General features: G+C 75.8%; 20 protein-coding genes. 10 read left to right on the top strand and 10 right to left on the bottom strand.

Going from position 1 to position 20,727, the window contains the following annotated elements:
* The first annotated feature begins 149 nt into the window (after positions 1–149).
* The 3 genes from ACI79S_RS04055 (at position 150) to ACI79S_RS04045 (ending at position 5,192) form a co-directional block, all read left to right on the top strand.
* Entirely contained in the window at positions 150–1,271 is a 1,122-nt protein-coding gene (locus tag ACI79S_RS04055; protein WP_456592158.1) for a citrate synthase 2, read from the top strand.
* 94 nt (positions 1,272–1,365) lie between these two features.
* Positions 1,366–2,478, top strand: coding sequence for a phosphoserine transaminase (gene serC / locus ACI79S_RS04050; RefSeq protein WP_456592157.1), 1,113 nt, complete (start codon positions 1,366–1,368; stop codon positions 2,476–2,478).
* Between the two features lie 35 nt (positions 2,479–2,513).
* Entirely contained in the window at positions 2,514–5,192 is a 2,679-nt protein-coding gene (locus ACI79S_RS04045; protein WP_456592156.1) for an ATP-binding protein, read from the top strand.
* A gap of 12 nt (positions 5,193–5,204) precedes the next feature.
* Here ACI79S_RS04045 and ACI79S_RS04040 read toward each other — a convergent pair whose 3' ends face one another.
* Together ACI79S_RS04040 and ACI79S_RS04035 are read right to left on the bottom strand one after the other, a co-directional pair.
* Positions 5,205–6,671 (bottom strand): circularly permuted type 2 ATP-grasp protein, encoded by a 1,467-nt coding sequence (locus ACI79S_RS04040; RefSeq protein WP_456592155.1) that lies wholly within the window; start codon positions 6,669–6,671, stop codon positions 5,205–5,207.
* On the bottom strand, positions 6,668–8,569 hold the full coding sequence (locus ACI79S_RS04035; RefSeq protein ID WP_456592154.1) for a S9 family peptidase: 1,902 nt from the start codon (positions 8,567–8,569) through the stop codon (positions 6,668–6,670). Before ACI79S_RS04035 ends, ACI79S_RS04040 begins: the two co-directional genes overlap by 4 nt.
* A gap of 251 nt (positions 8,570–8,820) precedes the next feature.
* Here ACI79S_RS04035 and sepH point away from each other — a divergent pair, with 251 nt between their 5' ends.
* On the top strand, positions 8,821–9,723 hold the full coding sequence (sepH, locus tag ACI79S_RS04030) for a septation protein SepH (RefSeq protein ID WP_456592153.1): 903 nt from the start codon (positions 8,821–8,823) through the stop codon (positions 9,721–9,723).
* Positions 9,724–9,769: 46 nt separating this feature from the next.
* On the top strand, positions 9,770–10,243 hold the full coding sequence (locus tag ACI79S_RS04025; RefSeq protein WP_456592152.1) for a general stress protein: 474 nt from the start codon (positions 9,770–9,772) through the stop codon (positions 10,241–10,243).
* Here the strand turns inward: ACI79S_RS04025 and ACI79S_RS04020 are convergent, their stop codons facing one another.
* Positions 10,244–11,050 (bottom strand): TrmH family RNA methyltransferase, encoded by an 807-nt coding sequence (locus tag ACI79S_RS04020; protein WP_456592151.1) that lies wholly within the window; start codon positions 11,048–11,050, stop codon positions 10,244–10,246.
* Between the two features lie 110 nt (positions 11,051–11,160).
* Between ACI79S_RS04020 and ACI79S_RS04015 the strand changes: the two genes are divergently transcribed.
* The 3 genes from ACI79S_RS04015 to ACI79S_RS04005 all read left to right on the top strand — a co-directional run bounded on the left by ACI79S_RS04015 (position 11,161) and on the right by ACI79S_RS04005 (position 13,261).
* On the top strand, positions 11,161–11,880 hold the full coding sequence (locus ACI79S_RS04015) for an ABC transporter ATP-binding protein (RefSeq protein WP_456592150.1): 720 nt from the start codon (positions 11,161–11,163) through the stop codon (positions 11,878–11,880).
* A complete protein-coding gene (locus ACI79S_RS04010; protein ID WP_456592149.1) occupies positions 11,877–12,641 on the top strand; it encodes an ABC transporter permease in 765 nt (254 codons plus the stop codon). Before ACI79S_RS04015 ends, ACI79S_RS04010 begins: the two co-directional genes overlap by 4 nt.
* A gap of 68 nt (positions 12,642–12,709) precedes the next feature.
* Positions 12,710–13,261: a TetR/AcrR family transcriptional regulator gene (locus tag ACI79S_RS04005; protein ID WP_456592148.1), complete on the top strand. Its 552-nt coding sequence runs from the start codon at positions 12,710–12,712 to the stop codon at positions 13,259–13,261.
* A gap of 61 nt (positions 13,262–13,322) precedes the next feature.
* Here the strand turns inward: ACI79S_RS04005 and ACI79S_RS04000 are convergent, their stop codons facing one another.
* Complete coding sequence (locus ACI79S_RS04000; protein WP_456592147.1) at positions 13,323–14,150, bottom strand: acyl-CoA thioesterase; 828 nt, start codon at positions 14,148–14,150, stop codon at positions 13,323–13,325.
* A gap of 27 nt (positions 14,151–14,177) precedes the next feature.
* Here ACI79S_RS04000 and ACI79S_RS03995 point away from each other — a divergent pair, with 27 nt between their 5' ends.
* Positions 14,178–15,158: an aldo/keto reductase gene (locus ACI79S_RS03995; protein WP_456592146.1), complete on the top strand. Its 981-nt coding sequence runs from the start codon at positions 14,178–14,180 to the stop codon at positions 15,156–15,158.
* A gap of 1 nt (position 15,159) precedes the next feature.
* Here ACI79S_RS03995 and thpR read toward each other — a convergent pair whose 3' ends face one another.
* From thpR to ACI79S_RS03970, 5 genes are read right to left on the bottom strand one after another with little or no spacing between them, the layout of a single operon-like run.
* The gene (gene thpR / locus ACI79S_RS03990) at positions 15,160–15,726 is read right to left on the bottom strand and encodes an RNA 2',3'-cyclic phosphodiesterase (protein WP_456592309.1); all 567 of its coding nucleotides are present in this window, start codon (positions 15,724–15,726) and stop codon (positions 15,160–15,162) included.
* Complete coding sequence (locus ACI79S_RS03985) at positions 15,723–16,106, bottom strand: hypothetical protein (RefSeq protein WP_456592313.1); 384 nt, start codon at positions 16,104–16,106, stop codon at positions 15,723–15,725. Before ACI79S_RS03985 ends, thpR begins: the two co-directional genes overlap by 4 nt.
* Before the next feature lie 60 nt (positions 16,107–16,166).
* Positions 16,167–17,498: an MFS transporter gene (locus tag ACI79S_RS03980; RefSeq protein ID WP_456592145.1), complete on the bottom strand. Its 1,332-nt coding sequence runs from the start codon at positions 17,496–17,498 to the stop codon at positions 16,167–16,169.
* A gap of 31 nt (positions 17,499–17,529) precedes the next feature.
* Positions 17,530–17,979, bottom strand: coding sequence for a MarR family winged helix-turn-helix transcriptional regulator (locus ACI79S_RS03975; RefSeq protein WP_456592144.1), 450 nt, complete (start codon positions 17,977–17,979; stop codon positions 17,530–17,532).
* Positions 17,980–18,006: 27 nt separating this feature from the next.
* Entirely contained in the window at positions 18,007–19,566 is a 1,560-nt protein-coding gene (locus ACI79S_RS03970) for an NCS2 family permease (protein WP_456592143.1), read from the bottom strand.
* A 105-nt stretch (positions 19,567–19,671) separates the two neighbouring features.
* Here ACI79S_RS03970 and ACI79S_RS03965 point away from each other — a divergent pair, with 105 nt between their 5' ends.
* Positions 19,672–19,899, top strand: coding sequence for a DUF2530 domain-containing protein (locus ACI79S_RS03965; protein WP_456592142.1), 228 nt, complete (start codon positions 19,672–19,674; stop codon positions 19,897–19,899).
* Between the two features lie 7 nt (positions 19,900–19,906).
* Here the strand turns inward: ACI79S_RS03965 and ACI79S_RS03960 are convergent, their stop codons facing one another.
* Complete coding sequence (locus tag ACI79S_RS03960; protein WP_456592141.1) at positions 19,907–20,716, bottom strand: DUF3027 domain-containing protein; 810 nt, start codon at positions 20,714–20,716, stop codon at positions 19,907–19,909.
* Positions 20,717–20,727 lie beyond the last annotated feature (11 nt).

Genomic DNA, 20,727 nt, shown 5'->3' with positions numbered 1-20,727 from the left:
CCATGCTGACACCGGCTGCGCGCGCCGGCTCGGGAGGGCACCCGCAGCGCCCCGCGTGTGCCAGGACGGGGCCGACGGCCTAGGGTCGGCTGGCAATCGTGCGCCGTTACCTGCGCGCACGTGGGTCCACGCGCAGAGGAGCTTGCGAGATGGCCGACGACTTCGTACCCGGCCTGGAAGGCGTCATCGCCTTCGAGACGGAGATCGCCGAACCGGACAAGGACGGCGGCGCGCTGCGCTATCGCGGCGTCGACATCGAGGACCTGGTCGGCAAGGTCACCTTCGGCAACGTCTGGGCGCTGCTGGTCGACGGCAAGTTCGGCCCGGGCCTGCCGCCGGCCGAGCCGTTCCCCATCCCGGTGCACAGCGGGGACGTCCGCGTCGACGTCCAGGCCGCCCTGGCGATGCTCGCCCCCTTCTGGGGCTACCGCCCGCTGCTGGACATCGACAGCGAGACCGCCCGCGAGCAGCTGGCCCGCGCCGCCGTCATGGCGCTGTCCTACGTCGCCCAGTCCGCCCGCGGCATCGGCACCCCCGCCGTCCCGCAGAGCCGGATCGACGAGGCCTCGACCATCGTCGAGCGCTTCATGGTCCGCTGGCGCGGCGAGCCCGACCCCCGCCACGTGGCCGCTGTCGACGCCTACTGGACCTCGGCCGCCGAGCACGGCATGAACGCCTCGACGTTCACCGCCCGCGTCATCGCCTCCACCGGCGCCGACGTCGCCGCCGCCATGTCCGGCGCCATCGGCGCGATGTCCGGCCCGCTGCACGGCGGCGCCCCCTCCCGCGTGCTGCACATGCTCGACGACGTCGAGAAGACCGGCGACGCGGAGAAGTACGTCAAGGACCTGCTCGACCGCAAGGAGCGGTTGATGGGCTTCGGCCACCGGGTCTACCGCGCCGAGGACCCGCGCGCCCGCGTGCTCCGCCGCTCGGCCCAGGAGCTGGGTGCCCCCCGCTTCGAGGCGGCCCTCGCGCTGGAGAACGCCGCCCTCAAGGAGCTGCGGGAGCGGCGTCCCGACCGGCCGGTCGAGACCAACGTGGAGTTCTGGGCGGCCATCGTCCTGGACTTCGCCGAGGTCCCCAGCCACATGTTCACCTCGATGTTCACCTGCGCCCGCACCGCCGGCTGGTGCGCGCACATCCTCGAGCAGAAGAACACCGGTCGCCTCGTCCGCCCGTCGGCCCGCTACATCGGCCCCGCGCCCCGCAAGCCCGAGGCCGTCGAGGGCTGGGACACCATCAACCCCCAGGCCGCCCAGCCGGCCTGAGCGAGGACCCCGCTGCCCCCACCGCGCGCACGGCGTGCGGTGGGGGTGCGCGGCGGGGCCGCCTGATCCGCACGACCGGAAGGCCCTCCCCCGGATGAGCATCACCATCCCCGCCGAGCTCCTGCCCGCCGACGGCCGGTTCGGGTGCGGCCCGTCGAAGGTGCGGCCCGAGGCGTTGCGCGCCCTCGCCGGCGACGGGGCGGCGATCATGGGCACCTCCCACCGGCAGGCGCCGGTGAAGAACCTGGTGCGGCGGGTCCGCGAGGGGCTGACCACGCTGTTCGACCTGCCCGACGGCTACGAGGTCGTGCTCGGCAACGGCGGGACGACCGCCTTCTGGGACGCCGCGCTCTTCGGGCTCATCCGCGACCGCGCCGCCTTCGCCACCTACGGGGAGTTCTCCACCAAGTTCGCCGCCGCGGCGTCGCGGGCCCCGTTCCTGGCCGACCCGGTCATCGTGTCGGCCGAGCCGGGATCCCTGGCGCTGCCCATCGCCACCGAGGGCGTCGACACCTACGCCTGGGCGCACAACGAGACCTCCACCGGCGTCATGGCCCCGATCTCGCGCCCGCACGGCACCGAGGACGCCCTCGTCCTCGTCGACGCCACCTCCGGAGCCGGCGGCCTGCCGGTCGACGTCTCGCAGACCGACGTCTACTACTTCGCCCCGCAGAAGTCGTTCGCCGCCGACGGCGGGCTCTGGGTGGCCCTGATGTCGGCCGACGCGCTGCAGCGGATCGCCGAGATCGAGGCCGCGGGCCGCTGGGTACCCGGCTTCCTGGACCTGTCGGTCGCGGTCGACAACTCCACCAGGGACCAGACCTACAACACCCCCGCGGTCGCCACGCTGTTCCTGCTGGCCCACCAGATCGACTGGATGCTCTCCCTCGGCGGCCTCTCCGGCACGGTCGCGCGCAGCCGCGAGTCCGCCACGCGGCTCTACGACTGGGCGGAGAAGTCGCCGTACGCGACCCCGTTCGTCACCGACCCCGAGCACCGCAGCTTCGTCGTCGGGACCGTCGACTTCGCCGACTCCGTCGACGCCGCCGCCCTGGCGACGACGCTGCGCGCCAACGGCGTCGTCGACGTGGAGCCGTACCGCGGGCTCGGCCGCAACCAGCTGCGCATCGGCATGTTCCCCGCCGTCGACCCCGACGACGTCACGGCGCTGACCGCCTGCGTCGACTTCGTGGTGGAGCGGCTCTGAGCGGGGACGAGCGGGCCCCTCGACGGGGGGCGACCGTGCACGCCGAACCGTCGTCGGGCCCCGACGGCGGCGAGCTCTTCGCCGCCGGGGGCGAGTCCGGCCGGATCATGGCCGGCCTCGACTGGGCGAGCACCCCGCTCGGCCCCGTGGCCGACTGGCCGGCGAGCCTCCGCTTCGCCGTGCGCACGGTGCTGGTGTCCAGGTTCCCGATGGTGCTGACCTGGGGCCCGGACTTCCTGCAGTTCTACAACGACGCCTACGCGCCCCTGATCGGCGCGAAGCACCCGGCGATCGGCCAGGACATCCGGCAGACCCTCGCCGAGGGGTGGAGCACGCTCGGGCCCCCGGTCGAGCACGCGATGGCCACGTGCGAGGCCTCCTGGCTGCCGGGGCTGCTGCTGCTCCTCGAGCGTGCCGGCTACCGGGAGGAGACCTACTTCACCGTCTCGCACGCACCGGCCTTCGACGACGACGGCCGGGTCGCCGGCATGCACGCCGTCTGCACGGAGGTCACCGGTGAACTGCTCGCCGCCCGCCGCCAGCAGCTGCTGCACACGCTGTCGGTCGAGGGCACGCAGCTCGCCGACGAGCGGCAGACGGTCGCGACCATGTGCGCGGCCCTCGGATCGAACCCGCTCGACACCCCCTTCGCCGCCGTCTACCTCGCCACCGACGAGGGCGCCTTCGCCCGCGTGGCGACGACCGGGGTCGACGCCGAGCTCCTGCCCGAGGTCGCCGACGCCGGCGCGGTGCTGCCGCCGGTCGCCTCCCTGGGGCTGACCGGCGGGCCCTGGGACGACCCGGTGACCGACGCGGTGGTGCTGCCGCTGGCGGCCGGCCGGGATGCCGAGCCGGTGGGCCTGCTGGTCCTCGGCACGTCGCCCAACCGGGCCCTGGACGCCGCGTACCGCGCCTACCACCAGCTGGTGGCCGGCCAGTTCACCGGCGCGTTGGTCACCATCCGGGCGTTCGAGGACGAGCGTCGGCGGGCCGAGTCCCTCGCCGAGCTCGACCGCGCGAAGACCACCTTCTTCGCCGACGTCAGCCACGAGCTGCGCACGCCGCTCACGCTGCTGCTCGGTCCGATCGGTGACGTCCTGGACAGCACCGACCCGCCGTTGGCCGACGACGTCCGCGAACAGCTCTCCCTGGCGCTGCGCAACGGGCAGCGGCTGCAGCGGCTGGTCGACGACCTGCTGGACTTCGCCGGCATCGAGGCCGGCCGGGCCACCCCGGTGCGCGTGGAGACCGACGTCCCCGCGTTCACCGCGGAGCTCGCCGGCATCTTCCGGTCGGCCGCCGAGCGGGCCGGGCTGCGCCTCACCGTCGACTGCCCGCCGCTGGACCGCCCGGCGTACGTCGATCCCCGGATGTGGGAGAAGATCGTCGTCAACCTGCTGGCCAACGCGGTGAAGTACACCTTCGTCGGCGGCATCGACGTGGCGGTGCGCGGCGCCGCCGACCAGCTGATGCTCACCGTGGCCGACACCGGGGTCGGCATCGTCGCCGAGGAGCTCCCCCAGCTGTTCCAGCGGTTCCACCGCGTCGCCGGTGCGGTCGCCCGCACCCGCGAGGGCACCGGCATCGGCCTGGCCCTCGTGCAGGAGCTCGCCGCGCTGCACGGCGGCACGGTGACGGTGACCAGCGAGCCGGGGCGGGGCAGCACGTTCACCGTGGCCCTGCCGTTCGGCGCCCCCGACGCCGTCGTCGACGGTCCCGCGGCCGTCCCGTCGGAGGCCGCCCACGGCGAGGCCGAGGGCTGGGAGCGGGAGATGTCGCGCCCGGCCGGCCGGGCTCCCGGCGCGGCGGACGCCGCGCCGGTCCTGGTGGTGGACGACAACGCGGACATGCGCGGCTACCTCGAGCGCCTGCTGCGGCCGCACTGGGCGGTGCGCACGGCGGCCGACGGGCAGGAGGCGCTCGCCGCGGTGGCCGAGCAGCGACCGGCCCTCGTGCTGACCGACGTGATGATGCCGCGTGTCGACGGCTTCGAGCTGCTCCGGGCGCTGCGCGGGAACCCGACCACCCGGGACATCCCGGTGATCATGCTGACCGCCCGCGCCGGGCAGGACGCCTCGGTCGAGGGCCTGGAGGCCGGCGCCGACGACTACCTGGCCAAGCCGTTCCGCGCCGCGGAGCTCCTCGCCCGGGTCCGGGTGGTGCTTGAGCGGGCGGCCGGTCGCGCCGTTCCCCCGGTGACGACGCGCGAGACCGTCGAGCCGCCCCGGCCGGCCGCCTCCCCGCTGCCCGCGCCGCTGGTGGCCACGCCGGTCGGCCGGCCGGCGCCGGCGCCGGACGCGGGTCCGCGGTCCTCCACCCGCCCCCACGGCGCCGGGCACCGGGCGCACTGGCAGCTGCCGTCGGCCCTCTCCTCGATCCCGGTGGTCCGCCGCCGGCTCCGCGCCCTCCTGGCCGACGCGGGGGTCGGTGCCGACCAGTCCTACGACCTGCTCCTGGCGGCCTGCGAGGCGGCCAGCAACGCGATCGAGCACGCTCAGGACCCGACCCGGCCCGTCGTCGAGGTCACCGCCGTCGTCGGGGACGGCGCGGTGGAGATCACGGTCCGCGACCACGGCCAGTGGCGGGAGCGGGTGCCGAGCATGGACCGCGGCCGCGGCTCCACGCTGATGAGCGCGGTCGCCGAGGTCACCGCCGTCCCGGGTCCCGAGGGGACGACCGTGCGCATCCGGTCGGCGCTGCAGCCGGCCGCCTGACCGCGGCGCTCCTCAGTGGAGCAGCCAGGTGTCCTTGCTCGCCCGGTCGGACTCCCCCGGCCGGTCGTCCCGGTCCACCCGGGTCAGCGCCAGCGGCAGGGTGCTGGTGGTCTCGCCGGCCACGGAGAACAGCCGCAGCTCCACCTGCCGCGGACGCAGGCAGCCGCCGACCAGCGTCGGCGCCGTGGAGGCGGCGAGCGGCTCCCGCGCCACGAACCGGTGCGGCGCGGCGGCGATCTCGGCCCGCAGCGCGGCCAGCTCCGCCGCCGAGCAGGCCGGACCGAGCGCGACCTGCCGGCCGCCGTACCCGGCGACCGACTCCACCTCCAGCTCGGGCAGCCGGTCGGCGACCTCGGCCCACGCCGCCGGGTCGGCGAGCACCCACGTCCGCGCCGACCCCAGCAGGGGCTCCTCGCCGAGGTAGAAGCGGATCATGGCCGGCACCCAGGCGTAGCCCGCCGCGTCGTCGGCCACCCCGTTGCCGGGCACGTTGGCCAGCCCGAGCCGCCCGGCCCGCACCGCTTCGGTGAGCGCCAGGCCCAGCGGGACGCCCGCGCCGGTGGCGTAGGCGCCGAGCAGCGCATCGTCGAAGCGCCGGTACAGCACGTCGACCGGTACGCGGCCCCCGTCGACGGCGACCTCCACTCCCCCGTCGGCGCGCGGCCAGAGGTCACCGGCCCGCACCAGCGGCGCGTCGAGGGCATCGGCCAGCAGCCGGTGCTCGAACCAGGCCCCGTCGCTCTCGCCCTGGGTGAGCACCGCGATCCGCGGCGATCCGGGCACCGCCGGCGGGGCGGCGTCCGCCAGCGCGCCGGCCAGCAGCGGAACGGCCTCCGCGGGTTCCCGCAGCCGCTGCCCGGCGCCGGCGAAAAGCTCCGGCAGCGCGGCGCGGGCGGAGTCCCGGTCGGCGAGCGCGTACCCGATGCCGGACGGCACGCGCAGGTCGTCGCGGACGACCACCCAGCGGCCGTCGTCGGTCCGGACGAGGTCGGCCGCGGCGACGGTCGCCCGCGGCTGGCCCCGCCACGCCCGGGCGACGGCGTCGTGATCCCGGCCCGGGCCGTGCGTCACGGCCCACTCGGGCAGGGCACCGGCCCGGACGATCTCGGCCGCGCGGTCGGGGTCGCCGCGCCGACGCCCGGCCGGGCGGTAGGCGTCGGCGAGGAAGGCGTTCAGCGCCCGGTGCCGCTGGGCCATCCCGGCCGACAGCGCCCGCCACGTGCCGGCGTCGATCAACCGCGGCACGGGGTCCAGGGGCACCGGGCGCAGCTGCTGCCGGCCGTCCACCCACGTGCCGACGACGACGCCGCGTTCCTGCCGCCGCAGCCGCAGCTCCGCCTCCGCGGCCGCCAGCCCGGGCGCCCCGAGCCGTTCCAGGGCAGCGATCGGCCCGGCCCACCCGACGCGCAGCCGGCCGTCGGCACCGACGGCCTCGTCACCGAGGGCGGTGGGATAACCGGCGAAGAGTTCCCCGCTCACAGCCACCGATCGAACCAGGCGGCGAGCCGCTCGCCCAGTTCGACCAGGTGCTGCCGGCCGACGATGGCGTGCCCCTCGCCGGTGAACAGCAGCAGGTCGGCGCGCGCGCCGCGCGCCTGCAGCGCCTGGTGGGCCTGCACCGACTCGGCCACCGGCACGTTCGTGTCGCGGTCCCCGTGCACGAGCAGCACCGGCGCGGTGAGCCGGTCCAGCGCCGTCATCGGCGAGAGGGCGGCCAGCATCTCGCGGTCGGCGACGGGGTCGCCGTACTCGGTCACCGAGGCCGCGGCCATCCACGGCTCCGTGCCGGCGAAGAAGGTGCGCAGGTCGCTCATCCCGGCCAGCGAGGTGCCGGCGGCGAAGAGCTCGGGCCACCGGGTGAGCGCGACCAGGGTGAGGTAGCCGCCGTAGGACCAGCCGTGCGCACCGATCCGGCCGGGCTCGGCGATGCCCGCGGTCACCAGCTCGTCCACCGTCGTCCGGACGTCGGCGAACGAGGACTCCCGCGCCGGCCCGTCGTCGGCGGTCATGAAGGCCCGGCCGAACCCACCCGAGCCGCGCACGTTCGGGGCGAAGACGGTGAAGCCCGCGGCCACCATGCTCTGGGTGATGGGCGACCAGTTCGGCCGCGCCTGCCCCTCCGGCCCGCCGTGGAAGCTGACCACCGTGCGGTTGGGGCCGCGGACGCCCTCGGGCACGTACAGCCAGCCGGAGAGCCGGACGCCGTCCGGGGCGAGGTACTCGTGCGGCACCGGCTCGACCAGGCCCGGCACCTGCCGCCTGGTGGGCGAGCAGGCGAGCGGTTCCGGTGCGCCCGCGCCGTCGAGCGGCACGCGCCACAGCCCCCGGGGGGTGCGCGGCCCGGACAGCTCGGCGATCAGCGCGTCGCCGTCGGCCGCCGGCGCCCACCCCGACAGCACCGGTTCGGGCAGCTCGATCCGGCGCACCACCCCACCGTCGGACCGGGCGTGCAGCCACAGCTGGCTCACCCCGTCGGCGTTCCACACCGCGAGCACTGTGCCGTCGGGGCGCACCGCGTACCCGTCGAGGTCGGCGTCGGCGCGCTGCAGGACCGTCCGGCCGGGCCCGGGCACCCCGTCACCGGTCAGGGGGACGGCCACCAGGCCGGCGCGGTCGGTGCCGGGCGGCCCGGGCAGCGCGGCGCGGACGTGCACGGTGGCCCCGTCGTCGGCGAACCGGCCGTCCTCGGAGGCGATGCCGCCGGGCGCGTCCAGGGGGACGACCCGCCGCTGGATGCCCGTGGCCACGTCGATGACCACGATGTGCCGGTAGGCGCGCGGGCCGCGCCGGGCGAGGACGGTGCGATGGTCGGCGGAGACCGCGGTGACGGCGAGGAAGCCGCCGGAGGCCAGCGTGCGCTGCTCGCCGGTGACCACGTCGACCAGCACCACGTCGGCGTCCGGCCCGTTGCCCGGGGCGATCGAGCACGCGTAGTGCCGGGAGCCCACCCAGCGGCCGGCGAGGACCGCCGCCCGCGGGTCGGCGCCGGCCACCAGCCGGCGATCCGTGCCGTCGGGCCGGGCGACGTGCAGCTCGGCGCAGATCGACCCGCCGGGGCTGACCAGGTAGGCCAGCCGCTCCCCGTCGGGCGACCAGGCGGCGGAGATCACCTCCTGGTCGGCGCCGGACACCTGGACCGGCGGGGTTCGGCCGTCCAGCGCGGCCACCTCCAGCCGGGGCAGCCCCGACCGGTCGGTGACGTAGGCGACGCGGCGGCCGTCGGGGGCCGGGGCCGGGCACCAGGCCGCGGTGGCCCCGGCGATCCCGGTGATGGCGCGGCGGACCCGGGCCGGCAGCACCTCCGGGGGCGCCAGGAGCTCCAGGGCGGCGCATCCCGCCGGCGCGGCCGTCCACACGTCGGTCACGGGGCTGGCCATCGCTCCTCCTCGGCTCGGTACGGCGCCGCCGGCGAGCACCCCACTGTGGCGGTCGCACGTTTCGGGCGTGTGTCAGCGCTGTCATCGGCGTGCGACGACGTCGTCCGCACCCCTCGCCCGGGGGGACCCCGCCCCTCCCGCCGCGGACGCGCCACGCCGGTGCGCCTGCGCGCCGCTCGCGCCCGGTCCCGATAACCTCGGGGACCGGGATCGGCGTCCGGACCCACCGCGCCGGCTGCAGGAGGTCGCCCATGCGCACGCTGCGCCTCGTGGCGCTCTCCGACGACGGGAAGAGCCTCGTCCTCGTCGCGGACGGCCCCGACACCCCGGACGGCGAGCGGTTCGAGCTCCCCATCGACGAGCGCGTCCGCGCGGCGGCTCGCGGGGACGCCCGCCGGCTGACCCAGATCGACGTCGACTCCGGCACCGAGCTCCCGCCCCGGGTGATCCAGTCCCGCATCCGCGCCGGGGAGACCCCCGAGCAGGTCGCCGCCGCCACCGGGGCCCGGGTGGAGCGGATCATGCGCTTCGCCCACCCCGTGCTGCAGGAGCGGGAGCGGGTGACCACCCAGGCCCGCGAGGCACGGGTGCGGCTCACCGACGGGGCGCCGGGCGCGGTGCTGCAGCACTTCATGGTGGAACGGCTGCGGCTCATCGACACCGACATCGACGCCGTCGCGTGGGACGCCCACCGGGACGACGAGGGCACCTGGGTGGTCACCGGCGCGTGGCGCGCCGGCGCCAAGTCCGGCACCGCGCGCTGGAACTTCGACCTGCAGTCCCGCACGGTCTCCCCGGGGGACGCCGCGACGACGGACTTCGCCGAGGGCACCCGCCTGGTGCGGGTCGTGCCCGAGGTGCCGGCCGGCCTGCCCTCGCCGGCCGCCCGCAACCGCCCGGTCTCGGTGGTGCGCACCCCGGAGCCGCCCCCCGCCCCGGCCAGGGAGGACGACGCGCACGTGCGCGACGTGCACGCCCCCGACGGGACCCCGGCCGACGACGAGGCGATGGCCAGCCTGCTCGACGAGGTCGCCGAGCACGACACCGTGGTGCTCGGCCGGGGGCAGAGCACCGAGGAGGACGGCGACGAGGACCCGCGCGCCCGCATCCCGGCGTGGGAGGACATCGTGTTCGGGGTCCGCCGCAACCGCTGACGAACTGCACGTGGAACGGCGGGCGCGACTGGGTAGTCGCTCCGGCATGGGTGCTTCGGTGTCGATGCCGCTGGGCGGCGTGCAGGTCGGGTCCTACGACAGCTACGAGCAGGCGCAGGCCGCCGTCGACTACCTCTCCGACGAGAAGTTCGCGGTGGAGAACGTGACGATCATCGGGACCGACCTGCGCATGGTCGAGACGGTGACCGGCCGCATGACGACCGGCCGGGCGATCGCCGCGGGCGCCGCGGCCGGCGCCTGGTGGGGTCTGTTCGTCGGCCTCCTGCTGGGCATCTTCGCGCCCGACGGGACCAGCTGGATCGGGTCGGTGCTGACCGGCCTGCTCATCGGTCTGGCCTTCGGTGCCGCCTTCGGCGGCATGGGGTACGCCGCCACCCGTGGCAAGCGCGACTTCACCAGCACCAGCAAGATCGTCGCGAGCCGGTACGACGTGATGTGCCACCCCTCGCACGCCGAGGAGGCCCGCGCGATGCTGGCCCGGTTCTCGCTGCGCGGCTAGCTAGCGCAGGGTGGCGAAGGCCACCGCCGCGGCGGCGGCCACACCGAGGGAGTCGACGCCGGTGCGCATCGGGATGCGGGCGCGTACCCGCGCCGTCCGCTGCGCCTCCGGCGTGAGGCCGGGCCCCTCGGCGCCGAGCAGCACGGCGGTGCGCGGGTGCGCCCGCGGGTCGACGTCGGCGAGGTCGACCGCGTCCGCCGCGGGGGTGAGCGCGACGGTGAGGTAGCCCGCGTCGTGCAGCCGCGCGAGCCCGGCCGGCCAGTCGGGCACGACGGCGAACGGCAGCGAGAGCACGTGCCCCATCGAGACCCGCACCGACCGGCGGTACAGCGGGTCGGCGCAGCGCGGATCGAGCAGCAGCCCGTCGACGCCGAGGGCCACCGCCGAGCGCGCGATCGAGCCCAGGTTCTCGGCGTCGTTGAGCGCCTCGAGGACGGCCAGCCGACGGGGCCCCGCCGGGTCCGGACCGGTCAGCACCTGGTCCAGGCCCGCCGGCGGGAGACGGTCGGCGGAGGCGACCACACCGCGGGTGAGCCGGAACCCGATGACCTCCGAGAGCACCCACTTGTCCGCCTCGTAGGCCGGCACGTCGTCGGGCAGGCCTAGCGCGGCCACCCGTCCCGGCACCCCGAAGACCGCGCGCACCCGGTACGGCGAGGCCAGCAGGCGCCCGACCGCCGGCACCCCCTCCACGATGACCGGCCCGGTGCCCCGCTCCCTGCCCGCCGGGCGGTCCCCCGCCTTGAGGTCGCGGAAGTCGGCGACCCGCGGGTCGGCCGGATCGGTGATGACGACGGGCTGCGGCACGCGCCCATCCTCCCTGGCGCCTCCCGCCACCCGGCGTGGAGGCGTTGACGCGCACCCCCGAACTCATCTAGCGTTGAGTTCATCAGTCGTTGAGTTCTGGGGAGCGCGTCATGGACGCCGTCACCGTCACCGATCTCGTCGTCGACCGCGGGAAGCGCCGGGTGCTGCCCGGGCTGACGTTCGCCGTCCCGGCCGGCCGGGTCACCGGCCTGCTCGGGCCCAGCGGCGGCGGGAAGAGCACGCTGATGCGGGCGATCGTCGGCGTGCAGCGGGTGCGGTCCGGGACGGTGACCGTGCTGGGCCACCCGGCCGGCTCGGCCCCGCTGCGCCGGCGGGTCGGCTACGTCACCCAGGCGCCGAGCGTCTACCCCGACCTCACCGTCCGGGAGAACGCCCGCTACTTCGCCGCGCTGCACGGCCGCGGGGCCCGCGAGGCCGATGCCGCGGTCGCCGACGTGGGGCTGCGCGGAGCCGCCGGGCAACTCGTCGCCGACCTCTCCGGCGGGCAGCGCGGCCGCGCCTCCCTGGCGTGCGCGCTGGTCGGCGAGCCCGAGCTGCTGGTCCTCGACGAGCCGACCGTCGGCCTGGACCCGGTGCTCCGGGTCGAGCTCTGGGCGCGCTTCCACGCCCTGGCCCGCGCCGGGACGACGCTGGTCGTCTCCAGCCACGTGATGGACGAGGCCGCCCGGTGCGACCGGCTGCTCCTCCTCCGCGGCGGCTCGCTGCTCGCCGACACGACCCCCGGCCGGCTGCGCGCCGACGGTGGATCCGACGACCTGGAGACCGCGTTCCTGAACGTCGTCCGCGCCCGCGAGGCGGTGGCCCGGTGACCACCGCGAGCCCGCGGCTCACCGCGACGACGGCGGCCCGCGTCCTGCGCCAGCTGCGGCACGACCACCGCACGATCGCGATGCTGCTCGTGCTGCCGAGCGCGCTCCTCGGCCTGCTGTACCTGCTGTGGGCGGACCTCCCGGCCGCCCCCGGGCAGCCCGGCACCTTCGACCGCGTCGGGCTGGCGATGCTCGGCGTCTTCCCGTTCGTCGTGATGTTCCTCGTGACCAGCATCGCCATGCTGCGCGAGCGCACCTCCGGCACGCTCGAGCGGCTGCTCACCACCCCCCTGTCCCGGCTGGACCTGCTGCTCGGCTACGGCCTGGCGTTCGGGCTGGCGGCGGGGGTGCAGGCGGTGGTCACCGTGACGGTGGCGACGACGCTGTACGACCTGGACGTCGCCGGGTCCGTGGGGCTCGTCGTCCTCGTCGCCGTGGTCGACGCCGTGCTCGGGGTCGCGCTGGGCCTGCTGGCCAGCGCCTTCGCGCGCAGCGAGTTCCAGGCGGTGCAGTTCATGCCGGTGGTCGTCCTGCCCCAGTTCTTCCTCTGCGGGCTGCTCGTCCCCCGCGAGCAGATGGCCGGGTGGCTGCAGGCGATCAGCGACGTCCTCCCCCTGACCTACGCGGTCGAGGCCCTGCGCGAGGTCGGGCGCTCGACGGAGGCGACCGGCACGATGGTGGTGGACGTCGGCATCGTGGCCGGCGCCGCCCTGCTGGCGCTCGCGCTGGCGGCGGCCACCCTGCGGAGGAGGACCGACTGAACGCCGGCGAACACCCACCGCGGCGACGCACCGGACGGCGTCCCGGCAGCCCCGCCACCCGGGACGCGGTGCTGGCCGCCGCACGGGAGGCCTTCGCCGAGCGCGGGTTCGACGGCGCCACCATCCGGCAGATCGCCATCGCGGCCGGCGTCGACCCTGCCCTGGTGCACCACTACTTCGGCAGCAAGGACCAGCTCTTCCTCGCCGCGATCGAGGCCCCGGCCGACCCCGCCCAGCTGCTGCCCGAGGTGCTCGCCGGCACGCGGGAGGAGCTGGGCGGCAACGTCGTCCGCATGCTGCTGCGGGTCTGGGACGGCCCGGGGCGCACCGCCGGCCTGGCGCTGGTGCGCTCGGCCGTGGGCAACGAGTGGACCGCCCGCCTGCTGCGGGAGTTCCTGGTCACCCAGGTGCTGCGCCGGGTGCTCGGCTCCCTCGACCTCGACCCCGCCGAGCGCGACGCCCGGGGCGCCCTGGCCGCCTCGCAGCTGGCCGGGCTGGTGGTCACCCGGTACGTGCTGCGCCTGGAACCGCTCGCGTCGGCCCCGCCCGAGTGGCTGGTGGGTGCGATCGGCCCCACGGTGCAGCGCTACCTCACCGGCGAGCTGGACCTGCCCCGCTGACAGAGGCCCCCCTGCCCCCCCACGACTCGCAGGCTCGCCGCGGGACCCTGCACGGGGGCCGTCAGCGGGGGGTGCGCGCCAGCTGGCGGCTCTGCGCGACCAGCCGCCCGGTGGAGTCCCAGACCCGGTAGTCCTCGTCGGACCAGCCGCCGGCGACCTCGCTCGCCCGCGCCTCCACGAGGCACCAGCCCGGGGCCGGCAGCGCCCGCACGAGCACCTGCAGCTGCACGGTCGGCGCCCAGCCCATCCGGCCGGTGGCGAAGCTCGTGGGCGGCAGCACGTCGGCGAAGGTGAGCAGCGCCAGCGGGTCGGCCGGGCGGCCGTCGGCCAGCCGCACCCACGCCCGCAGCACCGGCTCGTCGGAGGGCTGCCCGAGGGCCCACGTCGCGGTGGCGGGGTCCAGCCGGCTCTCCACGTGCCGCGTGAGCCCGGGCAGCTGCACCGGCACGGCGGCCAGGTGGGCGTTCGCCGCCATGTCGATGCACTCGTCCGGCCCGGGCACCTCGGGCACCGGGAGGGAGTACTCGGGGCCGTCGTCCGCGAGCGTCGCCGTCGTCGCCTGGACGGTGAGGACCGGCCCGCTCGCGTCCGCGAGGGTGACCAGCGAGTGGGCCAGCGTCCGCCCCGCCGGCCCGGGCGTCACGGCGAGGGTGGCCGGGCCGGCCGCCGCCGCCCGCAGGTAGCTGGCCGACAGCGCGACCGGGTGCTCGTGCGGGCTCTCCAGCACCGCCGCGCGCCCGGCGACCGACAGCAGGTAGCCACCGTTGAGGATCCCGCCACCGACCTCCCACTCCGGGTGCAGGTCGGCGACGAGCACGCCGGCCTCGCCCCGCCGCACGGCGGTCGCGGCGTCGAAGTCGGAGAGGGCCTGGTCATCGTTCTGCGGCACGTCGGACAGGGTGCCAGGGTGGCCGTCATGGACCACACGCACCTCGGCCGCAGCGGCCTCTCGGTGTCCCGGCTGTGCCTGGGCACCATGAACTTCGGCTGGCGGACCGAGGAGGGCGACAGCCACGCCGTTCTCGACCGGGCGCTCGCCGAGGGCGTCAACTTCGTCGACACGGCCAACGTCTACGGCTTCGACGCCGGCAAGGGCCGCACCGAGGAGGTGCTCGGCACCTGGTTCGCCCAGGGCGGCGGCCGGCGGGAGAAGACGGTGCTGGCCACCAAGGTCTACGGCGGCATGTCCGACTGGCCGAACGACACCTTCCTCTCCGCCCGCAACATCGTGCGCGCCTGCGAGGCCTCGCTGCGCCGGATGGGCACCGACTGGATCGACCTGTACCAGTTCCACCACGTCGACCTGGCGACGCCGTGGGAGGAGATCTGGCAGGCCTGCGAGACGCTCGTCGCCCAGGGCAAGGTGCTCTACGTCGGCTCCTCGAACCACGCCGCCTGGCAGATCACCCGGGCCAACGCGGTGGCCGAGCGCCGGCACTCCACCGGCCTGGTCAGCGAGCAGTCGCACTACAACCTGCTCACCCGGCACGTGGAGCTGGAGGTGCTGCCGGCCGCGCAGCACCTCGGCGTCGGCATCCTCCCGTGGAGCCCGCTGGCCGGCGGGCTGCTCGCCGGCGTCCTGGAGAAGACGGGGTCCGAGGAGGGGGCCCGCCGGCGGAACGAGGAGCGGCAGCAGAAACGGATCGAGGCGCACCGGCCGGCGCTCGAGCAGTACGAGTCCCTCTGCCGCGACCTCGGCCACTCTCCCGCCGACGTCGGCCTCGCCTGGCTGCTGCACCAGCCGGCGGTGACCGCGCCGATCGTCGGCCCGCGCACCATGGACCAGTTCGAGGGTGCGCTGCGGGCGCTGGAGGTGCGGCTGGACGACGCCACCCTGGCCCGGCTCGACGAGATCTTCCCCGGCTACCGTCCCGCCCCGGTGGAGTACGCCTGGTAGGTCAGCCCACCGGCCACGCCGCGAGGGTCGTGTACTGCGGTGAGGGGCCGAGCCGGCTCTCCCAGAGCCGGATCTCGCGCACCTGCCACTCCGGCCCCCGGTAGCCGGCCAGCCGGTCGGTCAGCTGCCCGTCGGCCGGCCGGCCGGGGCGCCAGCGGCCCAGCGTGAGGTGCGGGCGGAACGGCCGGTCCTCCACCGGCAGCCCCAGACCGCGGGCGACCCCGGCCAGCCGCCCGGCCAGCGCGACCAGCGGGTCGACGTCGCCGTCGAGCCCGGCCCAGGCCACCTGCGGGCGGCGCGCCGGCCCGAACCGCCCGCCCCCGGCCAGCCGCAGCGTCATCGGCGGCGTCGCGGCGACGGCGGGTGCGGCGGCGGCCACCAGGCCGGGCACCAGGGCGTCCGGGACGGCGCCCAGGAACAGCAGCGTCAGGTGCCACCGCTCGGCACGGCTCCACCGCGGTGCCCCCGGGAGGTCCCGCAGCGGGTGGAGCGCGCGCTCGAGGTCACGGCGCGCGGGCTCGGGCGGGTCGACGGCGAAGAAGAGCCGGCGCGCGGGACCGGCGGTCAGAGGGGCACCTGCAGCCCGGCCGCGCGCAGCGCGCAGGCGACCCGGAGGCGCTCGACCTCGCGGGCGCGGTCCCGCCGCAGCCCGGCCAGGTCCGAGGTCACCCCGAGCATCCCGGCCGCCTCGAGGAGGACGTCGTCGTAGGCGGCCTGCAGCGCACGGCGGCGGGCCATCGGCACACCGGCCGCGACCAGCTCGAGCTGGCGCCCGAGCCGGCGCAGGTCCGCGGCCACCTGCTGCAGCGAGCGCCCGGGCGCCGCGGGGTGACGCGCCGCGTGGCGGCGGGCCGACCAGGCCTCGATCCACCGGATCAGCGGGCCGACGCCGGCGATCAGGGCGGCGAACGCGGCGAGCAGTGCGACGAGCTGGATCAGGGCGGCCATGGTGTTCCCCTGCGCACGGGCGGTTCCGGTGCCCGCCGACGGTACGCGCACCCGGGTCGCTCAGAGCGACTGCTGGCCGGGGGCCTTCTCGCTGAGCTTCTCCTCCACGGTGCGCACCTGCGCGGAGGGGACGGCGGGGCGGGGGGCGGCCTGGACCCGCAGCCGCAGCGGCCTGCGCTGCACCGCCAGCCGCAGCGCCCCGCGGTGGGCCAGCCAGGCCGCGGCGGCGAGGCCCGCGACGACGCAGACGCCGCCGCCGAGGACGAGCCCCCACGGGGCGCCGAAGTGCTCGGAGGTCCAGCCGATCAGCGGCGCCCCGACCGGGGTGCCGCCCATGAAGCACATGAAGTACAGCGCCATCACCCGGCCGCGCATCTGCGGGTCGACGCCGAGCTGGACGAAGCTGTTGTTCGCCACGCTGAACACCAGCGCCGCCGCTCCCGTGGGCACCAGCAGCGCGGCGAAGGCCAGGTAGGTGGGCATCAGCCCGGCGACGACGGTGCAGGCGCCGAAGAGCACCGCCGAGCCGACGAGGAACCGCTGCCGGGGCCGGACGCTGCGCCGGGTGGAGAGCAGGGCGCCGCTGAGCGAGCCGACGGCGAAGCAGGTCGACAGCAGCCCGAACGCCTGGGCGCCGAGGTCGAAGGTCTCCCGGGCCATCAGCGCGATGGTGACCTGGTAGTTGAAGCCGAAGGTGCCCACGACGAACGCCAGCCCCATCGCCAGCAGCAGGTCGGGGTGGGCCGAGGTGTAGGCCAGCCCCTCGCGCAGCTGCCCCCGCCCCCGGGCGACCGGTGGGCTCGGGGTGAGCTCCTCGGTGCGCATGCCGGCGATCGCGGCGATGGTGAAGGCGAAGCTCGCCGCGTTGAGGAAGAACGCCGGCGCGGTGTTCCCCGACGCGGCACCGATGAGCAGCCCGGCGAGGGCCGGGCCGATCAGGCGGGCGCCGTTGAAGATCGTCGAGTTGAGGCTCACCGCGTTGGTGATCAGCGCGGGGCCGACCATCTCCGGCACGAACGACTGGCGTACCGGCACGTCGACGGCCGAGACCGAGCCGAGCAGCCCGGCCAGCACGAACACGTGCCACAGCGCCACCGCCCCGGTGGCCACCAGGACGCCCAGCGCCAGGGCGAGCAGGCCCATGAGGGTCTGGGCGATCAGCAGCAGCCGGCGCTTGGGGTAGCGGTCGGCGAGGACGCCGCCGTAGGCGCTCAGCAGCAGCGAGGGGCCGAACTGCAGCGCCGTGATCAGCCCGAGGGCGACGCCGCTGTCGTCGGACAGCTGCAGCACCAGCCAGTCCTGACCGATGCGCTGGATCCAGGTACCGGTCAGGCTGACCAGGTTGGCCGAGGCGTAGCGGCGGAAGTTGCGCACCCGGAGGGCGCGGAACATGCCGCTCCCCGGCTCGGGCGGCGTCCGCTGGTCAGTGCTCGTCCAGGTCACCCCTGGCGAGCTCGTCCATGATCTCGGCCGCCTCGCGCAGGACCGCCCGCTCCTCGGCGGTCAGCCGCTGCAGCCGGCCGGCGAGCCAGGCCTCCCGCGCCCGGGCCTCCGCCGACAGCAGCTCCTCCGCCGCCGGCGTCAGCTCGATGATCACCTGGCGCCCGTCGGTGGGGTGCGGCGTGCGGGTCACCAGCCCGGCCGTCTCCAGGGCGACGACGACGCGGGTCATCGACGGCGGCTGCACCCGCTCGTGGCCGGCCAGCTCCCCCGGGCTCATCGGGCCGTGCTGCTTGAGCGTCGACAGCGCCGCGAGGTGGGTGAGGGTCACCGAGGTGTCCACCCGCTGGTTGCGCAGCCGCCGGGAGAACCGCATGACCGCCAGCCGCAGCTCGTGGGCGAGCGCGGCGGTGTCCAGCGTCGTCCGGCCCACGATCGTTAGCCTAACTCAGCAGCCGGGTCAGAACAGCTGCTGCAGCGGCTCGAGCGCGAAGTAGACGAGGAACATCAGGGCCACCACCCACATGAGCGGGTGGATGTCCCGGCGCCGCCCGACCGCCAGCCGCAGCAGCACGAAGCTGATGACGCCGGCACCGATGCCGTTGGTGATCGAGTAGGTGAACGGCATCAGCGCGATGGTGAGGAACGCCGGGATGACCAGGGACATGTCGTCCCAGGTGAGGTGCTTGATCTGGCTGATCATCAGCGCGCCGACGATGACGAGCGCGGGGGCGGCCGCCTCGGACGGCACCACCGCCACCAGCGGGGTGAAGAAGACCGCGACCAGGAACAGCAGGCCGGTGACGATGCTGGCGAGCCCCGTGCGGGCGCCGTCGGCCACGCCGGCGGTGCTCTCGATGTACGTGGTGTTCGAGGAGACGCTGCCCGCGCCACCGGCGGCCGCGGCCAGCGAGTCGACCAGGAGCACCGGCTGCGACCTGGGCAGGTTGCGCTTCTCGTCGAGCAGGTCGCCCTCGGCCCCCACGGCGGTCACCGTGCCGACGGTGTCGAAGAAGTCCGCGATCATGATCGAGAAGACGATGAGCAGTGCGGCGACGACGCCGATGCGCTCGAACCCGCCGAACAGCGAGAAGTTGCCGAGCAGCGAGAAGTCGGGGCTGCCGACGACGTCGTCGGGCAGCGCGGGGACCTGCAGCGCCCATCCGCGGGGGTTCTCCCCGTCCTCACCGAAGCGGGGGCCGACCCCGGCGATCGCCTCGACGACGATCGCGAGCACCGTGGTCACGACGATGCCGATCAGCAGCGCGCCCCGGACGCGGCGGACGACCAGCAGGCTCATGAGCAGCAGGCCGATGACGAACACGAGCATCGGCCAGCCGGCGAGCTGCCCGCCGACACCGAAGCTGATCAGCGGGTTGCCCGGCCGGATGATGCCGGCGTCGGCCAGCCCGATGATCGCCAGGAAGAATCCGATGCCGACGGCGATCGCGGTCTTCAGCTGGGCCGGGATCGCCTCGAAGACGGCCTTCCGGAAGCCGGTCAGCACCAGCACCGTGATGAGCAGGCCCTCGAGCACGACCAGGCCCATGATCTCCGGCCAGGACAGCTGCGTGGCCGCGAAGACGGCGACGATCGCGTTGATGCCCAGGCCCGTGGCCAGCGCGAACGGGTAGCGCCCGACGATGCCCATGAGCAGCGTGAGCGCGCCGGCGAGCAGCGCGGTGACCGCGGCGATCGAGCCGAACGGGAGCACCGTGCCCTCGACGTCGGCGCCCGGCGTGCCGTCCGGCCCCGCGATGCTGGTCAGGATGATCGGGTTGAGCACCACGATGTAGGCCATCGTGAAGAAGGTCGTGATCCCGCCGCGCACCTCGCGGCTCACCGTCGACCGGCGCGCGCTGATCTCGAAGTAGCGGTCCAGCCCGTTCTTCGGCCGGACCCGCGGCCCCTCGCTGCGGCGGGGGGTGGTGGGAGGCGTGCCGGCCGAGACGTCGGCGGGGGTGCTGCCGTCGGTGGCGGCGGCGCTGGCGCCACCGGACGGACGGGACTTCTGCGGCATGCGGGTTCTCCGGGCGGTGCGAGCGGCCAACGAGCGGCGACAGCGTGCCACACGCACGTGGCGGGCAGGTCGCCCCGTGACCGAGACGGGATCTAAGGTGCCGTCGTGCCCGGTCCCGGAAAGCAGGCTCCCCCGCCGTTGCAGGTGGACACCGTGCGCGTGGTGCTCGCCGGGATCGCGCTGTGGGCGGTGGCCCTCGTCGTCCTGCTGCTGCTGGGCGACCGGGTGGACCGGATGTGGACGTGGACCTGCGTCGCCGCGATCGGGCTGGCGCTCCTGGGCCTCGGCGTCATGAAGCTGCAGGGGCAGCTGGGCCGGCGCGACCGCGGCTGATCCGCGGTCAGTCGCTCAGGACGTCGTACTCCGAGGTGTCGTAGCGCGCGGAGGTGACCACCTCGGTCTCCTCGACGACGACGAGGGTCGCCTGGCTGTGCGCGCCGCACCCGTAGTCGGCCGCCACGACCCGCCCGTCGCCGGGGGCGTAGGCGTTGCCGCAGGCGCCGACCAGCTGCCGCAGCGAGCCGGCCAGCGGGAGGTAGAACCCGCAGGTCGCGCAGGCGCCGGGCGCCTGCCGGGCCATCGGCGACGTCGGCCCGAACTCCCCCGCCGCCCAGCGGGCCACCGCCTCCGACCGGCCTTCCCGCGACATGACCCGCTCCCGGCCGAGGCCGATCTCGGCCGCGACCACACGCCCCTCCGGATCGTCGGCGGAGTCGTCGTCGGCCGTGTACGCCGGCACCAGCCGCGGGTCGTCCTCGGTGGCCGGCAGGACGTCGCCCACCGAGAGGTCGCCCGGCCGCAGCCGCTCGTGCCACGGCACCCAGGCCGGGGCCAGCAGCGCCTGCTCGCCGGGGAGGAGCACCACCTCGTCGACGGTGATCCGCTCCTCGCCGGGCACCCGGGCGATCGTGACCGCCCAGTGCCAGCCGACGTAACCGGGCAGCCGGCTGGCGAAGGTGTGGGTGAGCACCTCCCCGAGCTCGGGGGGGCCGACGGACTCGGCGGTGGCCCCCAGGTGCTCGCCGACCGCGTCGGCCGAGCCGGCCGTCTCGACGGCCGCCGCCCGGGCCGGCTCGATCGCGGCGGTCAGCGGCTCGGCCGCTGCGGAGGCGGGCCGGACGGGCGCGGAGGACTCGGACACGGCTCCCATTGTGGCGGACG

This window comes from Blastococcus sp. SYSU DS1024 (assembly GCF_054050795.1).
This window is presented reverse-complemented; position numbering and strand designations above follow the sequence as displayed.